This is a genomic window from Lactobacillus leichmannii, from assembly GCF_024701915.1.
Classification (GTDB): Bacteria; Bacillota; Bacilli; order Lactobacillales; family Lactobacillaceae; genus Lactobacillus; species Lactobacillus delbrueckii.
This window is the reverse complement of sequence record NZ_QOCY01000023.1, coordinates 1-22,149: the sequence shown is the minus strand read 5'-3', so window position 1 is coordinate 22,149 and position 22,149 is coordinate 1. Positions and strand designations below refer to the sequence as shown.

At 50.4% G+C, this 22,149-nt stretch carries 22 protein-coding genes and 3 pseudogenes; 15 read left to right on the top strand and 10 right to left on the bottom strand.

The features are described 5' to 3' along the window. The first annotated feature begins 479 nt into the window (after positions 1 to 479). The 5 genes from DS743_RS02610 to DS743_RS02590 all read left to right on the top strand — a co-directional run bounded on the left by DS743_RS02610 (position 480) and on the right by DS743_RS02590 (position 5,348). Positions 480 to 1,790, top strand: a complete 1,311-nt coding sequence (locus DS743_RS02610; protein ID WP_072544280.1) for a PTS sugar transporter subunit IIC — start codon at positions 480 to 482, stop codon at positions 1,788 to 1,790. Then, on the top strand, positions 1,783 to 2,658 hold the full coding sequence (locus DS743_RS02605) for an alpha/beta hydrolase (protein ID WP_035184880.1): 876 nt from the start codon (positions 1,783 to 1,785) through the stop codon (positions 2,656 to 2,658). Before DS743_RS02610 ends, DS743_RS02605 begins: the two co-directional genes overlap by 8 nt. Before the next feature lie 64 nt (positions 2,659 to 2,722). Continuing rightward, positions 2,723 to 3,532: a Cof-type HAD-IIB family hydrolase gene (locus DS743_RS02600; RefSeq protein ID WP_035184882.1), complete on the top strand. Its 810-nt coding sequence runs from the start codon at positions 2,723 to 2,725 to the stop codon at positions 3,530 to 3,532. Position 3,533: 1 nt separating this feature from the next. Next, entirely contained in the window at positions 3,534 to 4,283 is a 750-nt protein-coding gene (locus tag DS743_RS02595; RefSeq protein ID WP_035184885.1) for a gamma-glutamyl-gamma-aminobutyrate hydrolase family protein, read from the top strand. A 153-nt stretch (positions 4,284 to 4,436) separates the two neighbouring features. Beyond that, positions 4,437 to 5,348, top strand: a complete 912-nt coding sequence (locus tag DS743_RS02590; RefSeq protein WP_035184888.1) for a DMT family transporter — start codon at positions 4,437 to 4,439, stop codon at positions 5,346 to 5,348. A 615-nt stretch (positions 5,349 to 5,963) separates the two neighbouring features. Here DS743_RS02590 and DS743_RS02580 read toward each other — a convergent pair. The 6 genes and pseudogenes from DS743_RS02580 to DS743_RS02555 all read right to left on the bottom strand — a co-directional run. After that, a pseudogene (locus DS743_RS02580) lies at positions 5,964 to 6,199 on the bottom strand (recombinase family protein); the annotation flags it as partial. 330 nt (positions 6,200 to 6,529) lie between these two features. Next, positions 6,530 to 6,727, bottom strand: a complete 198-nt coding sequence (locus tag DS743_RS02575) for a cold-shock protein (RefSeq protein WP_003616492.1) — start codon at positions 6,725 to 6,727, stop codon at positions 6,530 to 6,532. 205 nt (positions 6,728 to 6,932) lie between these two features. After that, entirely contained in the window at positions 6,933 to 7,544 is a 612-nt protein-coding gene (locus tag DS743_RS02570) for a hypothetical protein (protein WP_035184891.1), read from the bottom strand. 151 nt (positions 7,545 to 7,695) lie between these two features. Then, positions 7,696 to 9,786 carry an ATP-dependent Clp protease ATP-binding subunit gene (locus tag DS743_RS02565; protein ID WP_035184894.1) on the bottom strand — a complete coding sequence of 697 codons (2,091 nt, stop codon included), beginning with the start codon at positions 9,784 to 9,786 and terminating at the stop codon, positions 7,696 to 7,698. Positions 9,787 to 9,908: 122 nt separating this feature from the next. After that, positions 9,909 to 10,145, bottom strand: coding sequence for a hypothetical protein (locus DS743_RS02560; RefSeq protein ID WP_011544326.1), 237 nt, complete (start codon positions 10,143 to 10,145; stop codon positions 9,909 to 9,911). 193 nt (positions 10,146 to 10,338) lie between these two features. Beyond that, positions 10,339 to 11,007 carry a type 1 glutamine amidotransferase gene (locus tag DS743_RS02555; RefSeq protein WP_035184895.1) on the bottom strand — a complete coding sequence of 223 codons (669 nt, stop codon included), beginning with the start codon at positions 11,005 to 11,007 and terminating at the stop codon, positions 10,339 to 10,341. 196 nt (positions 11,008 to 11,203) lie between these two features. On the opposite strand from DS743_RS02555, the gene glpK reads away from it, so the two are divergent. From glpK to DS743_RS02530, 5 genes are all read left to right on the top strand, one after another. Next, complete coding sequence (gene glpK, locus DS743_RS02550; protein ID WP_013440297.1) at positions 11,204 to 12,712, top strand: glycerol kinase GlpK; 1,509 nt, start codon at positions 11,204 to 11,206, stop codon at positions 12,710 to 12,712. Between the two features lie 33 nt (positions 12,713 to 12,745). Further along, positions 12,746 to 13,504: a tyrosine-protein phosphatase gene (locus DS743_RS02545; RefSeq protein WP_035184898.1), complete on the top strand. Its 759-nt coding sequence runs from the start codon at positions 12,746 to 12,748 to the stop codon at positions 13,502 to 13,504. A 111-nt stretch (positions 13,505 to 13,615) separates the two neighbouring features. Continuing rightward, positions 13,616 to 14,398 (top strand): tyrosine-protein phosphatase, encoded by a 783-nt coding sequence (locus tag DS743_RS02540; protein WP_025896286.1) that lies wholly within the window; start codon positions 13,616 to 13,618, stop codon positions 14,396 to 14,398. Next, entirely contained in the window at positions 14,398 to 14,898 is a 501-nt protein-coding gene (locus DS743_RS02535) for an O-acetyl-ADP-ribose deacetylase (RefSeq protein ID WP_035184901.1), read from the top strand. The genes DS743_RS02540 and DS743_RS02535 overlap by 1 nt, the downstream gene beginning before the upstream one ends. Positions 14,899 to 14,994: 96 nt before the next feature. Further along, positions 14,995 to 15,234 carry a hypothetical protein gene (locus tag DS743_RS02530; RefSeq protein WP_002879459.1) on the top strand — a complete coding sequence of 80 codons (240 nt, stop codon included), beginning with the start codon at positions 14,995 to 14,997 and terminating at the stop codon, positions 15,232 to 15,234. A gap of 58 nt (positions 15,235 to 15,292) precedes the next feature. On the opposite strand, the gene DS743_RS02525 is transcribed toward DS743_RS02530, so the two are convergent. Continuing rightward, positions 15,293 to 16,207, bottom strand: coding sequence for a hypothetical protein (locus DS743_RS02525; RefSeq protein ID WP_035184903.1), 915 nt, complete (start codon positions 16,205 to 16,207; stop codon positions 15,293 to 15,295). A gap of 260 nt (positions 16,208 to 16,467) precedes the next feature. Here DS743_RS02525 and DS743_RS02520 point away from each other — a divergent pair, with 260 nt between their 5' ends. The 4 genes and pseudogenes from DS743_RS02520 (at position 16,468) to DS743_RS02505 (ending at position 20,534) form a co-directional block, all read left to right on the top strand. After that, a complete protein-coding gene (locus DS743_RS02520) occupies positions 16,468 to 16,695 on the top strand; it encodes a hypothetical protein (RefSeq protein ID WP_035184905.1) in 228 nt (75 codons plus the stop codon). A gap of 243 nt (positions 16,696 to 16,938) precedes the next feature. Then, a complete protein-coding gene (locus tag DS743_RS02515; RefSeq protein ID WP_035184908.1) occupies positions 16,939 to 17,178 on the top strand; it encodes an LPXTG cell wall anchor domain-containing protein in 240 nt (79 codons plus the stop codon). Between the two features lie 517 nt (positions 17,179 to 17,695). Beyond that, positions 17,696 to 19,091: pseudogene (locus DS743_RS02510) on the top strand (class II fumarate hydratase). Between the two features lie 24 nt (positions 19,092 to 19,115). Beyond that, complete coding sequence (locus tag DS743_RS02505; protein ID WP_013440287.1) at positions 19,116 to 20,534, top strand: DASS family sodium-coupled anion symporter; 1,419 nt, start codon at positions 19,116 to 19,118, stop codon at positions 20,532 to 20,534. Between the two features lie 174 nt (positions 20,535 to 20,708). On the opposite strand, the gene DS743_RS02500 is transcribed toward DS743_RS02505, so the two are convergent. From DS743_RS02500 to DS743_RS02490, 3 genes and pseudogenes are all read right to left on the bottom strand, one after another. Continuing rightward, positions 20,709 to 21,140 (bottom strand): peptidase C69 family protein, encoded by a 432-nt coding sequence (locus DS743_RS02500; protein WP_231128252.1) that lies wholly within the window; start codon positions 21,138 to 21,140, stop codon positions 20,709 to 20,711. Positions 21,141 to 21,181: 41 nt separating this feature from the next. Then, positions 21,182 to 21,418: pseudogene (locus DS743_RS02495) on the bottom strand (C69 family dipeptidase); the annotation flags it as partial. After that, positions 21,348 to 21,578 carry a hypothetical protein gene (locus DS743_RS02490; protein WP_231520490.1) on the bottom strand — a complete coding sequence of 77 codons (231 nt, stop codon included), beginning with the start codon at positions 21,576 to 21,578 and terminating at the stop codon, positions 21,348 to 21,350. The gene DS743_RS02490 and the pseudogene DS743_RS02495, both read right to left, overlap by 71 nt. 127 nt (positions 21,579 to 21,705) lie before the next feature. Between DS743_RS02490 and DS743_RS02485 the strand changes: the two genes are divergently transcribed. Next, on the top strand, positions 21,706 to 22,149 hold a 444-nt coding region (locus tag DS743_RS02485; RefSeq protein ID WP_258945803.1), incomplete at its 3' end, for an IS607 family transposase.

Genomic DNA, 22,149 nt, shown 5'->3' with positions numbered 1-22,149 from the left:
GTTGGTGGGAAACTGCCTGCGAGGATAGGAAGCTGCCGCGCGAAGCAAGAGTCAGACGGAAGTCTGGCTCTTTTTTGCTTTCCTTGGCTTTTATATTTTTTGCCTTTGTTACAGGTTAATTGCAGTTTGTTTTCTTTTAAGTTACAAGATACTTACTTTTCTAAAGTATTTCTTAAGGATAGGCAGATGACTCGCAATTCTTCTCCTTGGCCTTTAGAATGAAAACATAGCTTATAATTTTAAACACAGACATCATAGAAAGCAGGCAGCTACCATGGGATTACTAACACTCATCATCGGTTTGGTAATGCTGGTTAACCCCACATTGGCAACTGAGACAGCTACAAGTGTTGAATAAATACATTTCTTGTTACTTTTTAAACCGGACCAGAAATTGGTCCGGTTTTTTGCGGCAAAAGTTTGCTCAAGTACTAAGGAAATTTGTATAATTGATATAGTTTTTGTGGGGGGAAGAGTAAATGGACAAATTAGCCAAGTGGTGCATCTGGCTGCGCCGCCGCTCCTTTTTTAGAGTGGCCCAGCGAACCTTTGCCGTTCTGATGCCGATCGCGACGGTCGGGGCCTTTTTCCAGGTCTTGCAGAATAGCGTCTTTGCGCCGGAAAGTTTTATCTATAATTTATTTGATTTTGACAAAATCATGAGTGATCGCTTCTGGGACATCGGGACCAACCTGTCACAATGCGTGGTTGAAGTTATCTTCGGCCTTTTTTGCCTGTTCACGGTTTATTTCTCAGCTTCCTTTACGGCTAAAATCTACCGTAAAGATGCGACGATGGCCGGGATCAGTGCTCTGACCAGTCTCTTGGTCATGATCTATCTCTTTCAGCTGGGCTTGACCGGACGGATTTCTTTGCTTACGGGGGGCTATTTGGGCTTCCAGTACACCTCCTTTGCCCTCTTGCTGGGTTATGGGGTAGGACAGGTTTTCCATTGGTTAGGGGCCGATTATGAGTCTGTAAACTATGAGCACACCAAACTGGTCCAGGACCGGGCGATCAAGGCTCTGAAGCCGACCCTGGTTACTGTAATCGGGGGAATCGCTATCGGCGGGATTCTCTATGTGGTTATCAGCAAGGTCAAGGCCAACTTTAGCCTGACCAGCATCGTGTCAACGGTTGAAAATTCCAACAACCTGCTTTTGACGGTGCCGGCCACGGCCCTGGCTTCATTTTTGAGCTGGCTGGGCCTGGAAGCCCCGATTCTTGACTTGGGCAACGTGGCTGGATCAGCTGCCGCGATTGCCAACTTGACCTATGTCTTGCGGCGGGGGGCAGTCTGGAAGGTGCCTTATCCTTACCTGGGCGGGTCCATGATCTCGATTTACGGGGTGATGGGTGGCTGCGGGGCAATTTTAGCTTTAGCCGTGGCCATCTTGATCTGGGGCCGACGGAAGGAGTCGGAAACAGTGGCTAAGATGAACCTCTGGCCGCTTTTGTTCAGTTCGTCCCGGGGCTTTTTGGTCGGCTTGCCGGTGATTCTCAACCCGATCTATGCCCTTGAGCTGGTCCTGGTGCCAGTCGTGAACATGCTGATCGCGGCTTTGGCGATTTTCCTGCATATCGTGCCGACTCCGGTCTACACGGTCTTGACGGGGACGCCAGGCCCTCTGGTGCCGTTTTTTGCCACTAACGGCAACTGGCCGACCTTGATTTTCACCATCTTCCTCTTCTGCCTGGACGTGGTCATGATGATTCCAGCCGTCAAGCTGGACAACCGGACCAAGATCCTGCTGAAGGACTATGAAATGGAGGATGACCGTCATGTTTAAGAGCCGCAACTGGAAACTGATCGTCGTTGCCTTGACGATCATTATTTTGCTGGCCGTTCCGGGCTATTCCTGGATGAAAAAGACCAACAAGGAGCACGCTGAACGCCAGCGCTCGCAACTGTCACCTCTGATCATGGTTCCCGGCTCCAGTGCTACCGTCAACCGCTTCAATGAACTGGTGGACCTGCTCAACGAGAATACCCCTTATAAGCACAGTTTGCTTAAGGTGGAAATCAGTGAAGACGGGACCTTGACTTATTCTGGTTCAATAAAAAAGGAGGACAATGAGCCCTTTATCGTGATTGGCTTCCAAAATAACCATGACGGTTACAGCAATATCAAGAAGCAGGCCGGCTGGCTGGACGATGCATTTTACGAAATTGCCAAAACTTACAAGTTTAACAACTTCAAGGCTTTTGGCCACTCAAACGGGGGCCTGATCTGGACCTACTGGCTGGAACACTACTACAGCGACTATTCATATGAAATCACAATCAAGCGCTTGATGACCTTGGGCTCGCCTTACAACTTCAGTGAAAAGAGCATCAAGTACAAGACGCAAATGATGACAGACTTTATCAAGTACCGCAAGCGCCTGCCGAAAAATATGATCGTCTACTCCCTGTCCGGCGGGAAAAACTACGAATCCGACGGGATAGTGCCGGAAAGCAGCGTGGAAGCCGGCAAGTACATCTTCCAGAACCAGGTCAAGAGCTATACCACGATGACTGTTACCGGGGCAGAAGCCCAGCACTCCAGCCTGCCGCAGAATAAGCAGGTGGTCAGGATTATCCAGGAGTACCTGCTCAAGCAGCAGGTCAAGCCGGGGCCAAACAACAGCCAAAATTCCAAGCACAAGGAAAACTAAGCGTGAAATTAGGCGCTGGCCGCCTTTTGCCGTAAAATAGTTGCAAAGATGAAAGGAAACATCTATGAAGATTAAATTGATCGCGGTGGACTTGGACGGAACCTTGCTGACTTCCAGAAAGAAGGTCAGCCCTAAGACCCTGGCGACTTTAAAAAAGGCCCGGGAAAAAGGAATTCTTGTGGTGCCCCTGTCCGGCCGGCCCCTGCCTGGCGTCTTGAAGGTCTTTGAACCCTTCAAGCTGGATCCGGCAGACAACTTTGCTATTTGCTACAATGGCGGCCTGATCCAGCGGATGGACGGGGAAGTCCTAAGCGCCAGCCCCTTGACTGATGAAAACGTGGAGCACATTCTGGCCTTGAAGCAGACGGGGATTTTTGGCCCTTACTTCATGGACACCAAGGATTTCTATGTAGCCCCAAAGGGCAGTGCCTTCGGTGTCGGCTTTCTGGCCAAGGCCCGGAACATGGGGGTCAAGCGGATGGTGCCCGGCCAGCACTACGAATTCATCAAGGGCGAGTTTGTTTCTTTGCCTAGCAAGATGAAGAAGTTCCGGGCTGGCTTCAGTCCGGCAACTGAGCAGGAATTCGAAATCTCTGCTTCCGGCGGCCATTGCCTGGAATTCAATACTCCCGGCACCTCCAAAGGCCAGGCCCTAACCACTTTGCTGGACCTTTTGAACATCCAGCCGGAAGAAACCATGGTTTTTGGCGACAACAACAATGACCTCTCTGACTTCCAGTTGCCTGGGGTCTTCAAGGTGGCCATGGGCAACGCGATCGACGAGATCAAGGCCGCGGCTGACTACGTCACGGCCAGCAACAATCAGGACGGCATCGCTTTGGCGGTGGAGAAGTTTGTAGACATGGGAGAATAAGATGGCAAAAGCAGTTATCGGTATTTCAGCTTCAGAAGTTACGATCCAGTCCGGCCCCTTCATGGGCGAGCCCCGGACCTACGTCAACGCTGCTTACGTGGACTCAGTCCTCAAGAACGGCGGGATTCCTTTGGTAATTCCTTTTACCGCTGGCGGGAGCGAGATGGCCTTTAAGCAGCTGGACTTAGTTGACGGCTTGATCCTGTCTGGCGGCCATGACCTTGACCCCCACTTGTACGGGGAAGAAATTGACCAAAAAAGCGGGGAAACCTGGCCAGACCGGGATGCCTTCGACATGGCCCTCTTGAAGCGGGCGGAAGAAACCGGCAAACCGGTCCTGGGCATCTGCCGGGGCGCCCAGATCATCAACGTGGCCCACGGCGGCAGCATGTGGCAGGACCTGTCTTTGCGGCCAGGCAACACTTTAAAGCACATGCAGGCTACCCGGCCTGACGTGGGCACCCACGTGGTCAAGATCAAGAGCGGGACAAACCTGGAAAAGATCATGGGGGAAAGCAGCCTCATGACCAACTCCTTCCACCACCAGCTGATCAAGGAAGTGGCTCCGGACTTGACCGAATCAGCCAGCGCCAGCGACGGGGTGACGGAAGCTTTGGAAAGCACTGACGGCAAGGTGATCGCCGTGCAGTGGCACCCGGAAGAAATGCACGCTAACCCTGCCCCGGAAGCAGCCATCATGAACCGTCTCTTCAAGTACTTGATCGACAAGGCGGAAGAAGAGAAGCAGTAGAAGAAAAGAAGCAAGCAGCGTTTTCGCTGCTTTTTCTTTTGCCTTTTTTCAGGAAGGGACTAACAAAAATCTCATAAAACTGTCATAATGTAAAAGGATCTGTCTTTCCAGGCAGAAATGGAATGTTACACGTGAAACGATGACGGTGAAGAAATGAAAGACAAGCATTTGGGAATCCTGTTGGCAATTACCGGGGCTGCCTTATGGGGGACCTCGGGAGCGGCGGCGGAAATGCTCTACCAAAACCCCAATATCAATACCTTCTGGCTGGTTGACGTCCGGTCATGGCTGGCCGGGGCGAGCCTTTTGCTCATTTCCCTGGTCCACAAGGGGAAGGGGACCTTTGCTATTTTCAAAAATCCCCAGGACCTTCTCTACGCGGCCCTTTTCTCCATGCTGGGCATCACCGGGGCCCAGTTTACCTACTTCTACACGGTAGCGGCCTCAAACGCGCCGACGGCCACTGTCCTGGTCTTCCTGGCCCCGGTCTTGATCATTTGCTTTATGGCGGCTAAAACCCGGCAAATGCCCCGGAGAATCGATCTGATCGCGGTCTTGCTAGCGGTGGTCGGGACGGTGGTTTTGGTGACCAACGGAAATTTCAGCCACTTGGCGGTGACGCCTAAAACCCTGGTCTGGGGCTTCTTCAGTGCCTTGACCCAGGCTCTGGCCATTGCCATGCCGGCCAAGCTTTTTAAAAAGTACGGGACCATCACTATTTTGGCCTGGGGGATGCTGCTGGGCGGGATTATCCTCAGTCCGGCCCTGGCCGTGATGCCCGCCACTGGAGTTACGGTTAATGAATGGAGCCTGGTGATCTATATCGTGATCGCCGGTACGGTTTTCGCTTACTCGCTCTACCTTTCCAGCGTTATGTATATCTCAGCCGGCCTGGCCAGCATGCTGGAGGCCTTTGAGCCGCTGGTAGCGACGATTCTGTCGGTTACCCTTCTGGGCAGCGACTTTGGCAGCATGAAGATGGCGGGCGGGGTCTTGATTATCCTGGCCACCTGGCTGCAGGTCGTGCCCAGTCCCCGCCGGGGCAAATTGCAAAGAAATCTTTAGAACTTTTTATGCATATTGCCGAAAAAGCCCGTCAGAGCAAGGAAAACTGTGTTAAAACCAAAACGATGATTTGATCATTAACATGGGGTTAAGCCTGGCCGAATTTTAAGCAAATCTAGAAGTCTCTCAATGCTTGCCGCTACGGGATTCTTTCCAATCTAGCCAACTCTAACTAACTGAGGATAGAAAATGTTGTTACTAAATCCGGTGCAATATTTGGTGCAATGATTCGGATGCGTTCACAGGCTTCAACATGATTACTAAGACAACCTATGATAGAATCTAAGTAGTGATTCTATTTTCTCCGCTTGCGTTAAGCAGGCGGTTCTTTTTTTGCCTTTTTTGTGGGGCCCAAAATCGGGGCGGCTTCCTAAAATCCTGTACTATCCTGTACTAGGGGATGCAAGCAGGAAGCACTACAGTCCGCTAGTCAGATATTAACTTAAACTTCCCACTTGCAAACGTGGGCTCGTACCTTGAAAATTCAATAGTTTAGCCAATAAAAAAGCACAACGACAGAAGAGCAGATGGAAAGATTCACCAACGCTTTCATTTCCCGCCTCCCGAAGTACATGCAGGAGGCATTAACGCCATCACTAGCAGCTTAATTGAATATTTACTGGCTAAACTATTAGTTAAATCCTGGTTGTTTCTGCCTAAGCGATCTAATTCAGTGACCATTACAATATCACCCTCACGAATATAGGCCAGCATTTTTTCAGTTCTGGCCGATTAGTGTTAGCCCCACTTAATTTATCCGTAAATAATTTATCAACATCTTTTAAAGCCACTAACTGTCGATCTAAATGTTGCTCCTTGGAACTCACACGCGCATAACCGATTTTAGCCATTATTAATGGCTTTTTAAATTAGGGCCTAGTACTTTTGGAATGGAAATACTTTCCAACACCAAAAATGTGCCATAGTTACGACAAACAAGCCCTGACATCTGGTGCTTTTCCCAGGCTTTCGTAACTTCTTTAATTTTCGGGCTCGAATCCTGCTTGCCCTTCCTAACTCATACTTTGCCATCAACTGGAAGAATAAAAGAACAGCTCATGTCCAATCTCAGACACGAGCTGTTTGAAAAGTTATCCAAATTTTTCTATCAGTACTTCTTGACGAAGAGCCATAAAAAAGAACTGCTCCATCAAAAGCAGTTCTTCATAGTATTAGACAAATTATTGTGGAACAACATTAGTCGCTTGAGGTCCTCGATTGCCTTGTTCAACATCGTAACTAACTTTTTGCCCTTCCTCAAGACTCTTAAAACCGTTAGTTTTAATTGATGAAAAGTGTACGAATACATCTCCATCTGAACCAGTGATAAACCCAAAGCCCTTATCAGCATTAAACCATTTTACAGTACCATTTTGCATATATATATATCCTCCTAGGAATCAAACAAAAGTAACCAAATTGAATTAACATCTAGGAAAATAATAGATAGCAAAAATGAATGATACTTATAACTTCCGGATATGTCAATTTAACTAATTTTAACACTTTAATTCGCTGTATGCAACCCTAAATAATTCAAGCGCACAGTTTTTCATATGGTAGATTGTAATTATCTATCAGTGGTTACTGAGCGTTTAAAAAGGTATTGCCAGTCCAAACGTTATTTTTATAACTGTAAATCGTAACGCCACCATCAAAATAGTAGAACCAAGTGGAACCGTTTAGAAAAGGTGCGTCAAGTTTGACGGAAGGGTCGGTTGGCTTAACCACACCGTAGAAGGTGGTGTCTGTTAAAGCGTAGTAATAGCCATCTGGATATAAGCCGTTTGAAGTTAAGCCTTCAAAAGTACCTTTAAAATACAAGTTTTGTCCTTTATAAGTTACGGGTATAGCTAGGTCACCAGCATTCTTACCGGTTAAGGCCGTTGTAATGCCATCGGGATAAGCAATTACGCTGGTATCACCTTGTAATGGTGTGGTGGCAATGGTAGTTAACTCTTTAGTGGTATATAGGTAAGTATTAGTACCAGTATAAATAGTGTGAACAGCTTTACCGGCGAATGGGGTGTAAACAGTTGGATTAGTAGTTTCCGAGCTAGAAGAGCTATCTACCGTAGCTGATTCAGAGTTGGAACTAGCGGCAGCCTTGTCTGCAGCAGCCTTGTCTGCGGCGGCTTTATCTGCGGCGGCTTTATCTGCGGCGGGAGCGCTCGTAAACTTCCCTGGCTTCCTCACTAAAAGCGTAGAATTTATCTTGCATAAGGCAACCTTCCGTAAGCGATTTTATATTACCTATTTATTATAATAAAAAAATCCGGACAAAGTAAAAAAGGCAGTCATTTGACTGCCTTTTTTACGATTGTGCAAGATCTTTAACAGAATCCTATTATTTATCTTCACTGATAACCAGGGTCCCGTCGACCATGTCCGCCTTCAGCTTCTTGACGTCCAGGTGGTCCAGGTAGTAATCAGTTACTTTGTCACGGATTTCCTGTTCGATGACTCTTCTCAGCGGCCGTGCCCCCATAGCTTCGTCGTAGCCTTGTTCAATCAAGTAGTCCTTGGCGCTTTCACTGACAGTCAGGCTGATGCCCTTCTTGGCCAGAGTCTTGTTTACGTCAGCCAGCATCAAGTTAACGATTTTCTTCAAGTCTTCCTTGGTTAGGTGTTTGAATTCGATGACCGCGTTGAAGCGGTTGAGGAATTCCGGTCTGAAGTAAGGAGCCAGCCGGTCCATCAGCTTCTCGTCCTTCTTAGCGTCGCCCATCAGCTGTTCATTACCGAAGCCGGCGTTAGAGGTAGCGATAATGATGGTGTTCTTGAAGTTGACCGTGTTGCCTTGCCCGTCAGTTAAGCGGCCGTCGTCAAGGACCTGCAAGAGCAAGGTGATGACCTGCGGGTCAGCCTTTTCAATTTCGTCCAAAAGGATGATTGAGTAAGGGTTGCGGCGAACCTTTTCCGTCAAGGTGTTGGAGTTGTCATCGTAGCCCACGTAGCCGGCCGTGGTCCCGATCAGCTTGGAAACGGCTGTCCGGTCGGAGTATTCAGACATGTCCAGGCGGATGATGGCATCCTTAGAGCCAAACATGTCCAAGGCCAGCTGCTTGGCCAGTTCCGTCTTGCCGACCCCGGTCGGGCCAACGAAGAGGAAGGAGCCGATTGGCCGATTGCCTTCGTCAAAGCCAGCCCGGTTGCGGCGGATAGCCTTGGCTACTGCTTCAACGGCTTCATCCTGGCCGATAACCTTGCTCTTTAAGCGGCTGCTGAGCCCCTTCAGGCGTTCGATGTCGCTGGCGCCCATCTTGGAAACCGGAATCCCGGTCAGGCGTTCAACAGCAGCGGCCACGTCAGCCGGGGTAGCCACGGTCTTTCTTTCCTTGTGGTTTTCACTCAGCTGCTTTTCCAGCTTTTCAGCCTTGGCCTTGTGGTCAAGGGCGGCTTCGTAGTCTTCCTTTTCAGCGGCCTTTTCCTGGGCCTGCTTTTCTTCCTTGATCTGCTTTTCAATGGTCTTGGCGTCAGTCACCGGGTGTTGGGCAGCCAGGTGAGCGGCGGTCATGTCCAAAAGGTCGATGGCCTTGTCAGGCAGGGACCGCTGCGGAATGTACTGGACTGAGTAGTCGATGGCGGCCTTCAAGACGTCGTCTGGCAGTTCCACATTGTGGTGCTTTTCGTATAAGGACCGGATCCCCTTCAAGATCTTGAAGGTTTCAGCTGGACTCGGAGCATTGACAGTTACTTCGTTGAAGCGGCGGGCCAAAGCGGTGTCCTTCATGATGGTGTTCCGGTATTCATCCTGGGTGGTGGCCCCGATTACGGTGATTTCACCTCTGGACAAAGCCGGCTTCAAGATGTCGCTCATCCCCTTGGAACCATTGCCGTCGCCCAAGCCGCCGGCACCGAGGATCTGGTGGATTTCGTCAAAGAAAAGGATGACATTGCCTTTGTCCTTGACTTCCTTGACCAGGTCCTGGATGTTCTGCTCAAAGGAGCCCCGGTACTGGGTCCCGGCTTCCAGGCTGGAGATGTCGATGGAAATAATTTCCTTGTTCTTGATTGCTTCCGGCACGTCCCCGTGGACAATTGCCTGGGCTAAGCCTTCAACGACCGCGGTCTTGCCGACCCCGGCGTCCCCGACCAGGACTGGGTTGTTCTTGGTCCGGCGGGAGAGGATTTCCGCCGTTTCCTGGATTTCCTTGTTCCGGCCGATGACCGGGTCGAGCTTGCCTTCCCGGGCTTCAGCGGTCAGGTTCCGGCCTAACTTTTCCAAAATGCCGTTGGCCTTCTTTTGCTTGCCCTGGAAATTCTTGGCCTGGCCTTGTCCTGGCAGCTGTCCAGTCTTCTGGTATTCAGCGAATTCTTCCGGGGTTACCTGCCGGCCGTTGATCAAGTAGCGGCGGTTTTCGGAATTGAAGCCGCCCAAGCCGTTCATTAATTCTCTAAAAAGATCATCCATATCGTTAAAGTTGTTGTAATCCATGATTTTACTCCTTTCTGAGTAAAATAAGTTGCTGGTTTTTGGCTAACTAAAAACTCCTTCTACATCAAGCGAAATCAAAACATAGGACTTGCTCAGCGGTTAAACCAACCTTCGTATTTAGTTTAGTCATCATCGTCATCGCTGAGATAATCATTCTCCAGCTCACGCAGAACCTGCCACATCGCCAAGTGCTTGGCCCGGGCGATCGCGTCAAGATCGCGCAAGTTGATTGACGTCGCATTTGATTGCTGCTTGTTAAATGACTTGTGAAGGGTAGTGTAGCCATAGCCCGACTCTTTCGCCACCCGGTAAATGGTCAGGTGCTTGTCGTCGAGGTATCGAAGAATATCGATCTTTATCGTTCTCACTCCCCTACGTCAACTATTATACCACTGTCGTCGAGGTATCGAAGAATATCGATCTTCATCGTTCTCACTTCCCTACGCCAACTATTATACCACATCTGTGATATACCGCAAGTGTGAAATAACGATTTTTTAAAAAAATCGCGAAAAAAAGACCAGCTTGTCAAAAGCTGGTCAAAAAGCTATCTTATTGGGCCACGCGGGCAGCGTGCCGCTTCAAAATCATGTCCACCAGGGCATTAGCCACATTCTCGTTCTTAAGCATCGGGCCGTGGGACCAGGAGCCGATGAAGTTCTTGTAGCGGACCCCGTCTTCCTTTTCCTCATGGTTGTTGCCGTAGCCTTCGACTACCTTGGCGAAAGGTTTGAGCATCTTCCGGTCATCCAGGAAGGTCTGGCCGGAGTGGTTTTCAAAGCCGATGGTCGGGCCCCATTCAGTTTCGTACTTGGTGTCACCGATCATCCGCTTCTCTGGGTCAAATTCCGTGTGTAGGGGCAGGATCCCCAGGCCCTTGATCTTGGTCCCGGAAATGGTGTTGTAGTAGGTTCCCATCAGTTCGTAGCCCCCGCAGATGGCCAGCATGGGGTTGCCAGCCTGGATGTAGTCATTCAGGGTTTCCTTGAAGCGCTGCAGGTCCTTGGCCACGATGCTTTGTTCATAGTCCTGGCCGCCGCCGAAGAAGACAAAGTCGTAGTCGTCCGCGTTGAACTGGCTGCCCAGGGAGATATTGTCGATCTGGGTCTGCCAGCCTTTTTTCTGCAAAAAGTAGCGGAGGATCTTGACGTCACCGGAGTCCCCGTAGGTGTTCATCAAGTCTTCGTAGAGGTAGGCAATGCGAATCAAATTATCAGCCATAGTCAAATTCTTCCTTATCGTAATCAATCACACTAATTATAAACTAAAAGGCGGAAAAATAATAATCTAAAGGCCAGGTCCTTTTGGCTTGCTTTTTTCACAAACTGGCTTAGACTAAAATGGTAAGCGTTTTCGCAAAAGACGGCGAAAAAGCAAGTAAGTAAAGCAAGAAAAGGATAAGTTTAAAGGATCACATATGAGTGAACAATACATTTTGGCAATCGATGAGGGGACTACCTCAACCAGGGCAATCATTTTCAACCATGCCGGCCAGCAGGTGGCCAGCGTGGCCCGGGAATTCACCCAGTACTTCCCCAAGCCCGGCTGGGTAGAGCACCATGCTGAGGAAATCTGGAACGCGGTCCAGATCACGACGTCAACGGCCCTGATCAACTCCGCCATCCGGCCGGACCAACTGGCGGCCATCGGGATTACCAACCAAAGAGAAACCACGGTGGTCTGGGACAAGGAGACGGGCCGGCCAATCTACCCGGCCATCGTCTGGCAGTCCCGGCAAACTAGCGATATCGCGGAAAAGCTGGTTAAGGACGGCTACAGCGAGATGATCCGGCAAAAGACGGGCCTGGTGATCGACCCTTACTTCTCCGCCACGAAGATCCGCTGGATTTTGGACCATGTGGAAGGGGCCCAGGAAAGGGCGGAAAAAGGAGAGCTGCTTTTTGGCACGATCGACACCTGGCTGGTCTGGAAGCTGACCCGGGGCAAGGTCCATGTAACTGACTGCACCAATGCCAGCCGGACCATGCTCTTTAACATTCATGATTTGACCTGGGATCAGGAGATCCTGGACCTGCTGAAGATTCCGCGGGCCATGCTGCCGGAGGTTAAATCAAATTCTGAAGTCTACGGGGAAACTGACCCTTACCAGTTCTTCGGCGGCAGAGTGCCGATCGCCGGGATGGCCGGGGACCAGCAGGCAGCCTTGTTTGGCCAATTGGCCGTCAAGCCGGGCATGGTCAAGAACACCTACGGGACCGGGTCTTTCATCGTGATGAACACGGGGGAGGAACCGATTGAATCCAAGAATAATTTGCTGACGACTATTGGCTACAAGCTGGGCGATCAAGTAAACTATGCTTTGGAAGGGTCAGTCTTCGTGGCCGGGTCAGCCATCCAGTGGCTGAGAGACTCGGTCAAGCTGCTGAACTCAGCTCCGGAATCAGAGCAGGCGGCCCTGGAATCTAAAGACGATAATGAAGTCTATGTGGTTCCCGCCTTTACTGGTTTGGGGGCACCATACTGGGACAGTGAAGCCCGGGGAGCGATTTTTGGCTTGACCAGAGGCAGCAGTGACAAGGACTTGATCAAGGCAACCCTGCAGTCCTTGGGCTACCAGACCCGGGATGTGGTCGACACCATGCAGAAGGACTCGGGCATTGAGATTCCGGTCCTCAGAGTCGACGGCGGGGCTTCAAACAACAACTACCTCCTCCAGTTCCAGGCAGACCTATTAGGCAAGAAGATCGAGCGGGCAGCGGATTTGGAAACCACTGGCCTGGGGGCCGCCTTTCTGGCAGGTTTAGCCGTTGGCTACTGGCAAGACCTGGATAGCTTGAAGGAAATTGCCAAGACCGGGGCCGCCTTTGCACCAAAGATGGAAGAGGCGGAAAGAGACCGGCTCTACGCGGGCTGGCAGCGGGCGGTTCTGGCCACCCGGGTCTTTGCCCACGGGAAAGATTTTTAGTTTTTAACGTTTAACAGGATGAAGGGATAAAAAATGCCAAAGCGGATCGTAAAGTTAGAGGCCGGCTACAATTGTCGGGATTTGGGCGGCTATGTCAGCCAGGACGGCCGGACTGTCAAGTGGGGTCGGCTTTACCGGTCGGGGTCACTCAGCCATTTGACCAAGGCAGACCAGGCGGAACTGGCCCGGCGGAAGATTGTGGTGGACTGTGATCTGCGCTCCCGGCATGAACAGGACAACTTCCCGGACAAGCTCTGGCCCGAGGCTAAACTGGTCGACGCCCACTTTTACAGTGAGAGCGGGGATGAAGAGGAAGAAGCTGAGGCAGCCTGGGAGAAGTATTCGGGCAAGCTACCCAAATTATCTTACCTGGCCATGGTCTACCATCAGAACCTTGTCGCCCCCAGAACGGGCCTGGTGATGCGGAAGATTTTTAAGGAAATGCTGACCCTGGAAGATGATGAAGCCTTGATCTACCACTGCTCCATGGGCAAGGACCGGACGGGGATGGTGTCGGTGATCGTTTTGATGGCTTTGGGCCTGGAAGACCGGGAAATCCTGCGGGACTACCTGCTCAGCCGGGAATACAGCTGGGACTGGGATGAGGCGGATGGAAACGACCGCTTGGGCCAGCAGATTGCCAAGATGAACCAGACCCAGGTCAGCCAAACGGCTTTTTACGGGATTACGGAAACGATCCGGCAGACCTGGGGCGGCTTTGACCGCTATTTTGCCAGCCTGGGCTTTGGCCAAGGAGACTTGGACAGGCTTAGGGATAAGTTTTTAGAATAAGATTTTCGCTCCGGCTTAAGCTGGGGCGATTTTTTTGCCAAAAAATTCTGGGAAAACTAAAATGGAAGGGAGAAGAATTTTTCGCGGATTTTTGGAAAAGAGGGATGCCGGATGGAGATGCAAAGGGTAATTGAACTGGACATGCCGGTCAACTTCCGTGACCTGGGCGGTTATCAAGGCTTGGACGGCCGCCGGGTTAAGTGGCGGAAGATCTACCGGTCGGCGGCTTTAAACGAGATGTCAGCCAGGGACCGGGTCAAGCTGGCCAACCTGCGTATTACGGTGGACTGTGACCTGCGGTCCAGCCGGGAGCAGCGGGACTACCCCGACCTGCTCTGGCCGGGGGTCCGTTTTGTGAATATTGGCCTTTACGCTGAAGGGGACCGCTTCAACCAGGCCCATCCTTTCTTGCGCCTTTTTCACCATCTGCCGGAATTTGACGACTACCTGCCTAAGATCTACCAGCAGGTTTTGTTAAATGAGCATTCAGAAGAGGGGATCAAACGGGTCTTTGAGGAATTGCTGAAGCTGCCGGAGGACCAGGCCTTGGTCTACCACTGCGCGGCCGGGAAAGACCGGACGGGGATCATCAGTATTTTGATCTTGATGGCCCTAGGCGTGGACGACAAGACCATCGCGGAGGACTATTTGCTGACGGATGAATTGTACGATTTTTCCATTGAGAAGCAGCATCCGACTAATGAGAAGCTGTCGCAGGTGATCGCGAAGATGAACGTGACCCGGGGCGAAGGACCCGCGGTTAAAGGGATCACGGAGACTATCCGGCAGGGCTGGGGCAGTTTTGACAAATTTTTTACTAGAAAACTGGGCTTTAAGCAGGCAGATTTGGAAAAGTTCCGGGAAATGTACTTAGAGGAGGAAGAAGAGGACTAATGAATTTAGAAATCTGGCAAGGGGATATCACGACTTTGAAGGTGGACGCGATCGTTAACGCGGCTAACCGGGAACTGCGGGGCGGCGGTGGCCTCGATGGGGCTATCCACCGGGCAGCGGGACCTGAATTGAATGAGGCCTGCCGGGCCTTGGGCAGCTGCGAGACGGGTGAGGCCAAGATCACGCCGGGCTTTAACTTGCCGGCTAAGTACATCATCCATACTGTAGGGCCGGTTTACTCGGGTTCACACAGCGATCCCCTGCTTTTGGCGGCCTGCTACAGAAACAGCCTGCGGGTGGCCAAGGAAAATGGCCTGCACTCGGTCGCTTTTTCCGCGATTTCAACCGGGGTCTACGGCTATCCGCTGGACGCGGCCAGCAAGGTGGCCTTCGGTGAGGTCCGCAAGTGGCTGAGAGAACACAAGGATTACGAAATGCGGGTAATCATGGTGGCCTACGACGCCCGGACTTACGCATTGTACCAGAAATTGCTGGGCTAGGAAATGCAGATTGACATCTCTCTCATAACGGTTTTAACTAATGCTAATTTGAAAATAGTGTAAATTATATTTTTGCTTACAAGAGAGGGATAGAAGATGTTGAGAAAATATTACGTGACAATCGTCTTTACCCTGCTGGCTCTGCTAAATTTGCTGAGCAGCTGGGGAACGCTGCAGTACCGCCTGGTCATGCTGGCTTTAAACCTGGTCTGCGGCTTTGGCATGGAGTACCTGGTGAACAAGAAGGCGCCGGCAGAGAAATACAATTTGTGGAAGGGATGCACGGCAGCTGTTTTGCTGGCAGTCAACCTGCTTTGGATTTTTCTGACAAAATAGATTTAGAATCAAACGAAAAAGCTTCAGTAAAGCAATACTGAAGCTTTTTTCAATGCTATTAAAATTCATCTTTCTTGATTTCCCGGTAGATAGCCAGGATAAAGACGAAGACGGCGGAGATGATGGCCGGGTAGACCATACCGCCGACTTGGACAGCGTTTTCCGCTGCTGCCTGGCTCATCTGGTTTTCTACGGCGTATGAGATGACCCAGCGGTTCATCAAAGTTGGCGTCAAGGCAAAGGAGATGGTGGAAATCAAGGAAGCCACCGTCATCACGTGCCGGGAGTAAGGCTCTCTGAAGAACTGGGACAAAACGCAGAAGGCTGGGGCGATCATCAAGAGGAAGATCCAGAGGATGATCATGGTGCCGGCAGTGGAGTTCATCATCTGCGAGCTGTTGGTAGCGTAGCGGTAGGTTCCCCAAAGCGATCCCCCGGTCAGCTGGTTGAAGAGGTTCAAGAAATAGGAACCTTGCTGGCCGAAAGTCCCTTGATTGGAGAGCATGTTCTGGATGATTGTTAGGCTGTCAGTCGCCCCGGCGCTGGAGAAGTCAACGCTGACGATCTGCCGCATGTAGGCGGCCAGGAACATGATGTTTGAACCCAAAAGCTGCAGGGCCTTGATCATACTCAGCTTGCGGGAGGCCTTGAGCTTGAATTCCAGACTGAGGACCCGGTTAGGGTGGTGAGAGCGGCCAATCACGAAGATACCGGCGATGGTCAAGATGATGATGATGGCCAGGCCGATCCACCACTTGGCCAGGATGCAGAAGAGGGCCAGGCTGACCATGATGACCGTGACGTAAGGGCGGTCGGCGAAGATCTGCCAGAAGTTGAGCCGGACCTTCTGCTCGCTTCTTGAAGCCCCGTCAGTGTCCAAGCGAGGAACGGAGTTAGGGTTTGTCTGCCGCGTCTGCTTTTGCGCGGTTTGTTCTTGTCTTTCTTGGTACTGTCTGCGCGACATTCTTGCCATATAAATCTTCCTTTCGCATCACAAGCCTAGCACAAGTTGGCTTGCAAAGGCTCTTTTTTCATACGGTTTAACTAAAATTATAGGCTAATTACCGATCCTTTGGGTGAAAAATAGTTTAGCAGCTTTATTGCTTTTTGATGATACTTTTTTCTTTTTAATAGATAAAAGAATCTTTACTTTTCCGGTGCTTCCTGCTTTCCCGGGAATATTTCCACCATTTATAATTATATATATGTGATTTTACTATTTAAGAGCGAAAAGTGGAAAAACATGAAAGCGAGACCCGGATCAAGCAGATGGCAGCAGTTGCGGCTGCTGGTATTGGGGCAGTCAGCCTGGGGGCGGCAAATTTGCCTCAGCCAGTCAACGCGGCCACTAATGACGTTCAGGCTAGGTCCAGCCAGGATGACTTGAAGACGGCGCAAGAGAACGCTAAGACGGCTGAAGCTGCAAAGCGCGCAAGCTGCTTTGATCGCGGAGGAAGCTGATTTGGCGGAAAAGAAGGAAGCGTTGGCCACTGCTACGGCAAAAGCGGCCGCAACTCTGCACGCTTTGAACCTGGCAAAGGCCCGCTTGGCTGCCTTGGAAGCAACACAGCCGACGGACCGGACCCAACGACTCCAACTGAACCGACTACCGAGCCGTCCAAAGAACCTTCTACAGAACCAACCGCTGAGGAATATACTGAAGAACCAGCTGATACGGAAGAAGATACTGACGGCGGTGACGTTGTGACTGTAGTGAACACGGATGAAGAGCCAGCAACTAAGTCAGCAGCCAAGACTCCAACTCTTGTAACTAAGTTAGCCAACACTGCACCAGTAGCCAAGGCCCCAGCAGCCACTGGAGCTCAGCTCCCGCAAACCGGTAAAAAGGACGCTAAGCCAGGCATCTTGGCAGGCATTCTTTCTCTGCTGGCCGGAGTTTCTCTCTTTGGCTTCAGCTTTGAGAAAAGAAAGCAAGAAAAGTAAGTCTTGATTTGTTGAAAATCAGTCCATAAAGAAAGAGTTTCAGAAGCGTTTAGCAAGTTCTGGAGCTTTTTTTCTTCCTTGTATTTTTGTGTTTGTGCCGGGGATGCAACTGCCCAAAATCCCTCATTTTTTAGCTATGCTCATTTTGCGCATTCTTCTTAAAACGATGAAAGCGTATTATTATAAGAAAAAACTGCCTGAACCGCTTTTGGCTAATGAATATTTCACAAGTTACATTTTTCATTAACTTCCTGTAAAAAACAGGCTAAAAATTTTTTGCTACGTCAAAATAAATTGCAAAGAGCTTATGGCAACCGCTTACTTCTTACTGAAAGCTTTTACATTTTAACAAATTTGCTAAAAAATTCCCTAAATTTCAAAAAATAGACGGTCCTTGAAATTCTTTAAAAAACGACAAAAAGCTGTGTTATTTTTAACAAAATTCAAAAAAGCCGTTATATAATGCAATTAGTTAAGCAAGATTTTTGTAAAAGTTTTTTGTAAGGAGATTTGTAAGATGGCAGAACAAGAATACCGTATTGAATCAGACACGATCGGTGAAGTTAAGATTCCTAAAGAAGCTCTCTGGGGCCCGCAAACTGAAAGAAGCCGCAACAACTTCCCATCCGGCGAATTGATGCCATTGGCTATCATCCGTGCTTTCCTGCACTTGAAGAAGGCTGCTGCTGAATCAAACGTTGAAGTTGGCGACGAACCAGCTGAAAAGGGACAAGCAATCGAAGAAGCTATCGACCAATTGCTGGCACTTAGCGACGAAGACCTGCGCAAGGACTTCCCACTTCACGTATTGCAAACTGGTTCAGGTACTCAAACCAACATGAACGTCAACGAAGTTGTTGCCAACCTGGCTAACAAGCTTCACCCAGGCTTGAACATCCTGCCTAACGACGACGTCAACCGTGGCCAAAGCTCAAACGACACTTACCCAACTGCAATGAACATCGTTGCCGTTGAAGCTGTCGACAAGCTGGAACCAGCTATTGAACACTTGATTGACGAACTTAAGGTAAAGCAAGACAAGTACTGGAAGACTGTCAAGGTTGGCCGTACCCACCTGCAAGACGCTACTCCTTTGACTTTCGGCCAAGAAGTTTCCGGCTACATCTCAGCTTTGAAGCATGACCTGGCTTACATCCAAGAATTGAAGCCAAGCCTTTACGAATTGGCTATCGGTGGTACTGCCGTAGGTACTGGCTTGAACGCCGCTCCGGGCATGACTGAAGCTATCGCTGGCAAGCTGTCAGAAGTTTACGGCCACGAATTCAAGGTCGACACCAACAAGTTCTGGGGCCTGGCTCACCACTCAGCTTTGAGCGTAATGCACGGCGCCTTCAAGACTTTGGCCAACGACATGTTCAAGATTGCCCAAGACATCCGCTTCCTGGCTTCTGGCCCACGTGCCGGCTACGGTGAACTTAACATCCCAGCCAACGAACCAGGCTCATCAATCTAAGGTTAACCCAACCCAGGCTGAAGCCGTAACCATGGCTGTAGCCCGCGTATTGGGTAACGACGTAACTATCAACTTCGCTGCCAGCCAAGGTAACTTCGAAATGAACGTCTTCAAGACTGTCATGATCGCTGCCTTCCTGGAATCAGCTGACATCCTGGCCGGCACTATTACTGGCTTCGCTGACAAGATGATCCACGGTTTGACTGTCAACGAACAAAGAATGGATGACCTGCTGGAAAACTCCCTGATGACTGTTACTGCTTTGTCACCAAAGATCGGCTACCACGAAGCTGCCGTAATCGCTCAAACTGCTCAACGTGAAGGCACTACCTTGAAGGAAGCTGCCCTGAAGAGCGGCAAGGTGACCGAAGAACAATACGATGAATGGATGGATTACATGGCCATGACCAACATCGACCGGACTAAGCCGGAAGAATAGTTTTTTTCAAAAGCGGGAGAAAAAATGTTAGCAAAAGTTAATTACAAAGGCTTCATCTGGCCTTTGATCATCGGGATTGGGCTCTTCCTGCTCACTCCTCTGCGCCCGGCGACCATCACCGTTGCCGGCTGGCATATGTTCGCCATCTTCCTGGCGACGATCATTGCCTGCATTACCAAGCCCCTGCCAATCGCCGGGGTATCCATCATCGCCTACGTGACCATCATCGGCCTGGGCCTGGTGCAAATGAAGCCAGCCCTGTCAGCCTTCGCTGACTCAACTCCATGGACCATCGCCATGGCCTACATGATTGCCCGGGGCTTTACCAAGACTGGCTTGGGCCGGCGGATCGCCTTGATCTTCGTCCGGGCCTTCGGGAAAAAGACTTTGGGTCTGGCCTACTCCTTGTCCATGATCGACTTGGTCGTTTCACCAGCCACCCCAAGTAACACTGCCCGGTCTGGTGGTATCGTCCTGCCAATCATCGAATCCTTGTCCGACACTTTCGGTTCCAAGGTTTCTGATGGCACGGAAGACAAGATCGGTTCTTACCTGGTCTTCAACGAATTCCACGCCAACACGATCTCATCCAGCCTCTTCATGACTGCCTCAGCTCCTAACGTGGCTGCGGTTGGTCTGGCAGCGGCTAATGGGGTCAAGATTTCCTGGTTCGGCTGGGTAGCAGCCGCTATCGTGCCAGCCTTGATCTCCTTCATCTTAGTGCCAATCATCATCTACAAGATGTACCCGCCTAAGATCAAGGAAACTCCTAACGCCAAGGAATGGGCTGACGGCCAATTGAAGGAAATGGGCGCTATAAAGGCTTCTGAGAAGGTTATGATGGCAGTCTTCATCCTGGCCCTTGTCTTGTGGATGCTGTCCAGCTTCATCGGCTTGGACGCTACCTGGGTAGCCTTCCTGGCAACCGCGCTTTTGCTGGTAACCGGGGTGCTGACCACCAAGGACATGCTGAGCGAAACTGGTGCCTGGAACGTTGTCGTTTGGTTCTCAATCCTGATCTTCATGGCCAACCAACTGAGCCTTAAGGGCGGCGTGATTCCGTGGCTGCAGACTTCAATCAAGTCTGTCATCGGCGGCATGTCACCAGTTCTGGTCATGGCCATCCTGGTCCTGGTTTACTTCTACAGCCACTACCTCTTTGCCTCCGGCACGGCCCACGTTGTTGCCATGTACGCGCCTCTGCTCTTGATTGCCAAGAGTGCTGGCGTGCCGGTAATGTTCGCGGCTATCATGCTGGGCATGACTGGGGCGATCTTCCAGTCAACCACCCACTACTCATGTGGGCCGGCTACTGCCCTCTTCGCCCCAGGCTATGTCAAGCAGACTGACTGGTGGAAGATGTGCTTCGTTTTGGGTCTCTTCTACCTGGTAGTCTATGGCGGCATCGGCGGCTTGTGGATGAAGCTGATAGGCCTGTGGTAAAAAGTTTAAAAGCAAGTTTGCAAAGTGCTTGTAAGTAAAGTAAAAAGTTTGTAAGTGAAAAGGCAGCTCCTTAGCGGGGCTGCCTTTTTCGCGCGGTTAAAATATCGATGTTACTCTTCTTACTTGTTAAAATGCTTCTTGTTTACAGTTACTATAGAGATTACAGAAATAAAATTACTTGTTGAAAGTGAGCTTGGACTTGGTTACCGGAGCCAGCTTGTTGGAGTGGACGATCAAGCTATTGTTCATGGTCTGCCACTTCTTTTGCGCGTAGTCGGCATTCTTCTGGTTCTGTTCTGTCAGATAGGCCGTCAGCTTGTCGCCGGACAAAGTCTTGGCTACCTTGTCGCTTTGGGCCAGGTTGGCCTTGAGCTGCTTAGTTACGGCCTTCTTAGTCGGGTTAACGTCCTTGTAGATCAGGTCCGTCTTCTTGCCAGTTGAGCTGTCGATGAACTTCTTGTGCTTGTAGGCTTCAATTACCATGGCCGTGGTTTTGTAAGTCCAGTAGGCGGACTTGGTATTAGTCGGGTCCTGGCTTGGCGTGTCACTGATGTTGGTGTAGAAAGGCAGGCAGACGCTGTTAGCCGGCGGGCCATGGCCAGCCACTGGATAGCCGCGTATTCCTTAGGCACATTGTTTCTGATCTGCAGGATGTGGGATTCCACGTCAGTTGGCACGTTGATCGGCCGGTAGCCGCCCTTCCACTTGCCGTAGCTGGAGTACTTGGTCCCGGTGAAGTGGGAGGAAAGCACCTGGCCAACCTTGGCCGGACTAACCTTCTTGTCCGGCTTGAGGAAGAGAGTGTAGGACTTCTTAGTAATTGACTGCTTCTTGCTTGGGGTCAAGATTCTCTGCCCGTCCCACATTCTTGGCCGGTTGTAGATGGCGTCGGTCTTGTCGTTGGTGCCAAAAGCCTTGGAGTAGTTGACCGTGCCTTTTACATAGCCAGCTTGATCTCTGGGACCAGGCCTTAACCTTCTTGACCAGGTTGGTTGAAGCCATGTAGTTCTTAGAGTCCTTGAGGTTGAGCTTGCCGATCACCATTTGGTTAGGGTATCTTGCAGTAGGCGATTTCAATGTCAAAATATGTTTAAATGATAGTCGCTAGTCTTTACTAGTGTCTTTTTCTGTGCAAAAATATAACTAACAAAGACGAAAGGACAAACCACTTATGGCTGAAGAGTATCTTGGCATCAAAGACGCCGCAAAATATCTGAAAGTCTCAATTTCAACGCTGAGACGCTGGGAAAAGAAAGGCCTCATTACTCCAATGAGAACAGCCGGCAATCGTCGGAGATATACAGTCCGACAGCTGGACGACATGCTTGGGCTCAATACTCAGAAAGAGCTTGGAGCAGTTGCCAGACGCGGCCTCGTTATTGGCTATTGCCGCGTGTCATCTTCAGGCCAAAAGGCCGACCTTGAGAGACAGGCTGAGGTCGTTGCCAACTACTGCGAAAAGCAGGGCTATCAGTTTCGGATCATCAAGGACATTGGCTCCGGAATAAATTATAAGAAAAAAGGCCTGCAGGAGCTTTTAAGACTTGTTTGCGAAGGCGGCTGCAGCAAGATAGTCGTCAACTACAAAGACAGGCTCGTCCGTTTCGGCTATGAG

Excerpts from the sequence above, each read along its gene's own strand:
- DS743_RS02545 (WP_035184898.1), top strand. The coding sequence starts at position 12,746 with ATGCCAAAGCGGATCGTAAAGTTAGAGGCCGGCTACAATTGTCGGGAT.
- DS743_RS02530 (WP_002879459.1), top strand. The coding sequence starts at position 14,995 with ATGTTGAGAAAATATTACGTGACAATCGTCTTTACCCTGCTGGCTCTG.
- DS743_RS02505 (WP_013440287.1), top strand. The coding sequence starts at position 19,116 with ATGTTAGCAAAAGTTAATTACAAAGGCTTCATCTGGCCTTTGATCATC.
- DS743_RS02600 (WP_035184882.1), top strand. The coding sequence starts at position 2,723 with ATGAAGATTAAATTGATCGCGGTGGACTTGGACGGAACCTTGCTGACT.
- DS743_RS02610 (WP_072544280.1), top strand. The coding sequence starts at position 480 with ATGGACAAATTAGCCAAGTGGTGCATCTGGCTGCGCCGCCGCTCCTTT.
- DS743_RS02565 (WP_035184894.1), bottom strand. The coding sequence starts at position 9,786 with ATGGATTACAACAACTTTAACGATATGGATGATCTTTTTAGAGAATTA.
- glpK (WP_013440297.1), top strand. The coding sequence starts at position 11,204 with ATGAGTGAACAATACATTTTGGCAATCGATGAGGGGACTACCTCAACC.
- DS743_RS02540 (WP_025896286.1), top strand. The coding sequence starts at position 13,616 with ATGGAGATGCAAAGGGTAATTGAACTGGACATGCCGGTCAACTTCCGT.
- DS743_RS02595 (WP_035184885.1), top strand. The coding sequence starts at position 3,534 with ATGGCAAAAGCAGTTATCGGTATTTCAGCTTCAGAAGTTACGATCCAG.
- DS743_RS02575 (WP_003616492.1), bottom strand. The coding sequence starts at position 6,727 with ATGCAAAATGGTACTGTAAAATGGTTTAATGCTGATAAGGGCTTTGGG.
- DS743_RS02490 (WP_231520490.1), bottom strand. The coding sequence starts at position 21,578 with ATGGTGATCGGCAAGCTCAACCTCAAGGACTCTAAGAACTACATGGCT.
- DS743_RS02535 (WP_035184901.1), top strand. The coding sequence starts at position 14,398 with ATGAATTTAGAAATCTGGCAAGGGGATATCACGACTTTGAAGGTGGAC.
- DS743_RS02525 (WP_035184903.1), bottom strand. The coding sequence starts at position 16,207 with ATGGCAAGAATGTCGCGCAGACAGTACCAAGAAAGACAAGAACAAACC.
- DS743_RS02590 (WP_035184888.1), top strand. The coding sequence starts at position 4,437 with ATGAAAGACAAGCATTTGGGAATCCTGTTGGCAATTACCGGGGCTGCC.
- DS743_RS02605 (WP_035184880.1), top strand. The coding sequence starts at position 1,783 with ATGTTTAAGAGCCGCAACTGGAAACTGATCGTCGTTGCCTTGACGATC.
- DS743_RS02555 (WP_035184895.1), bottom strand. The coding sequence starts at position 11,007 with ATGGCTGATAATTTGATTCGCATTGCCTACCTCTACGAAGACTTGATG.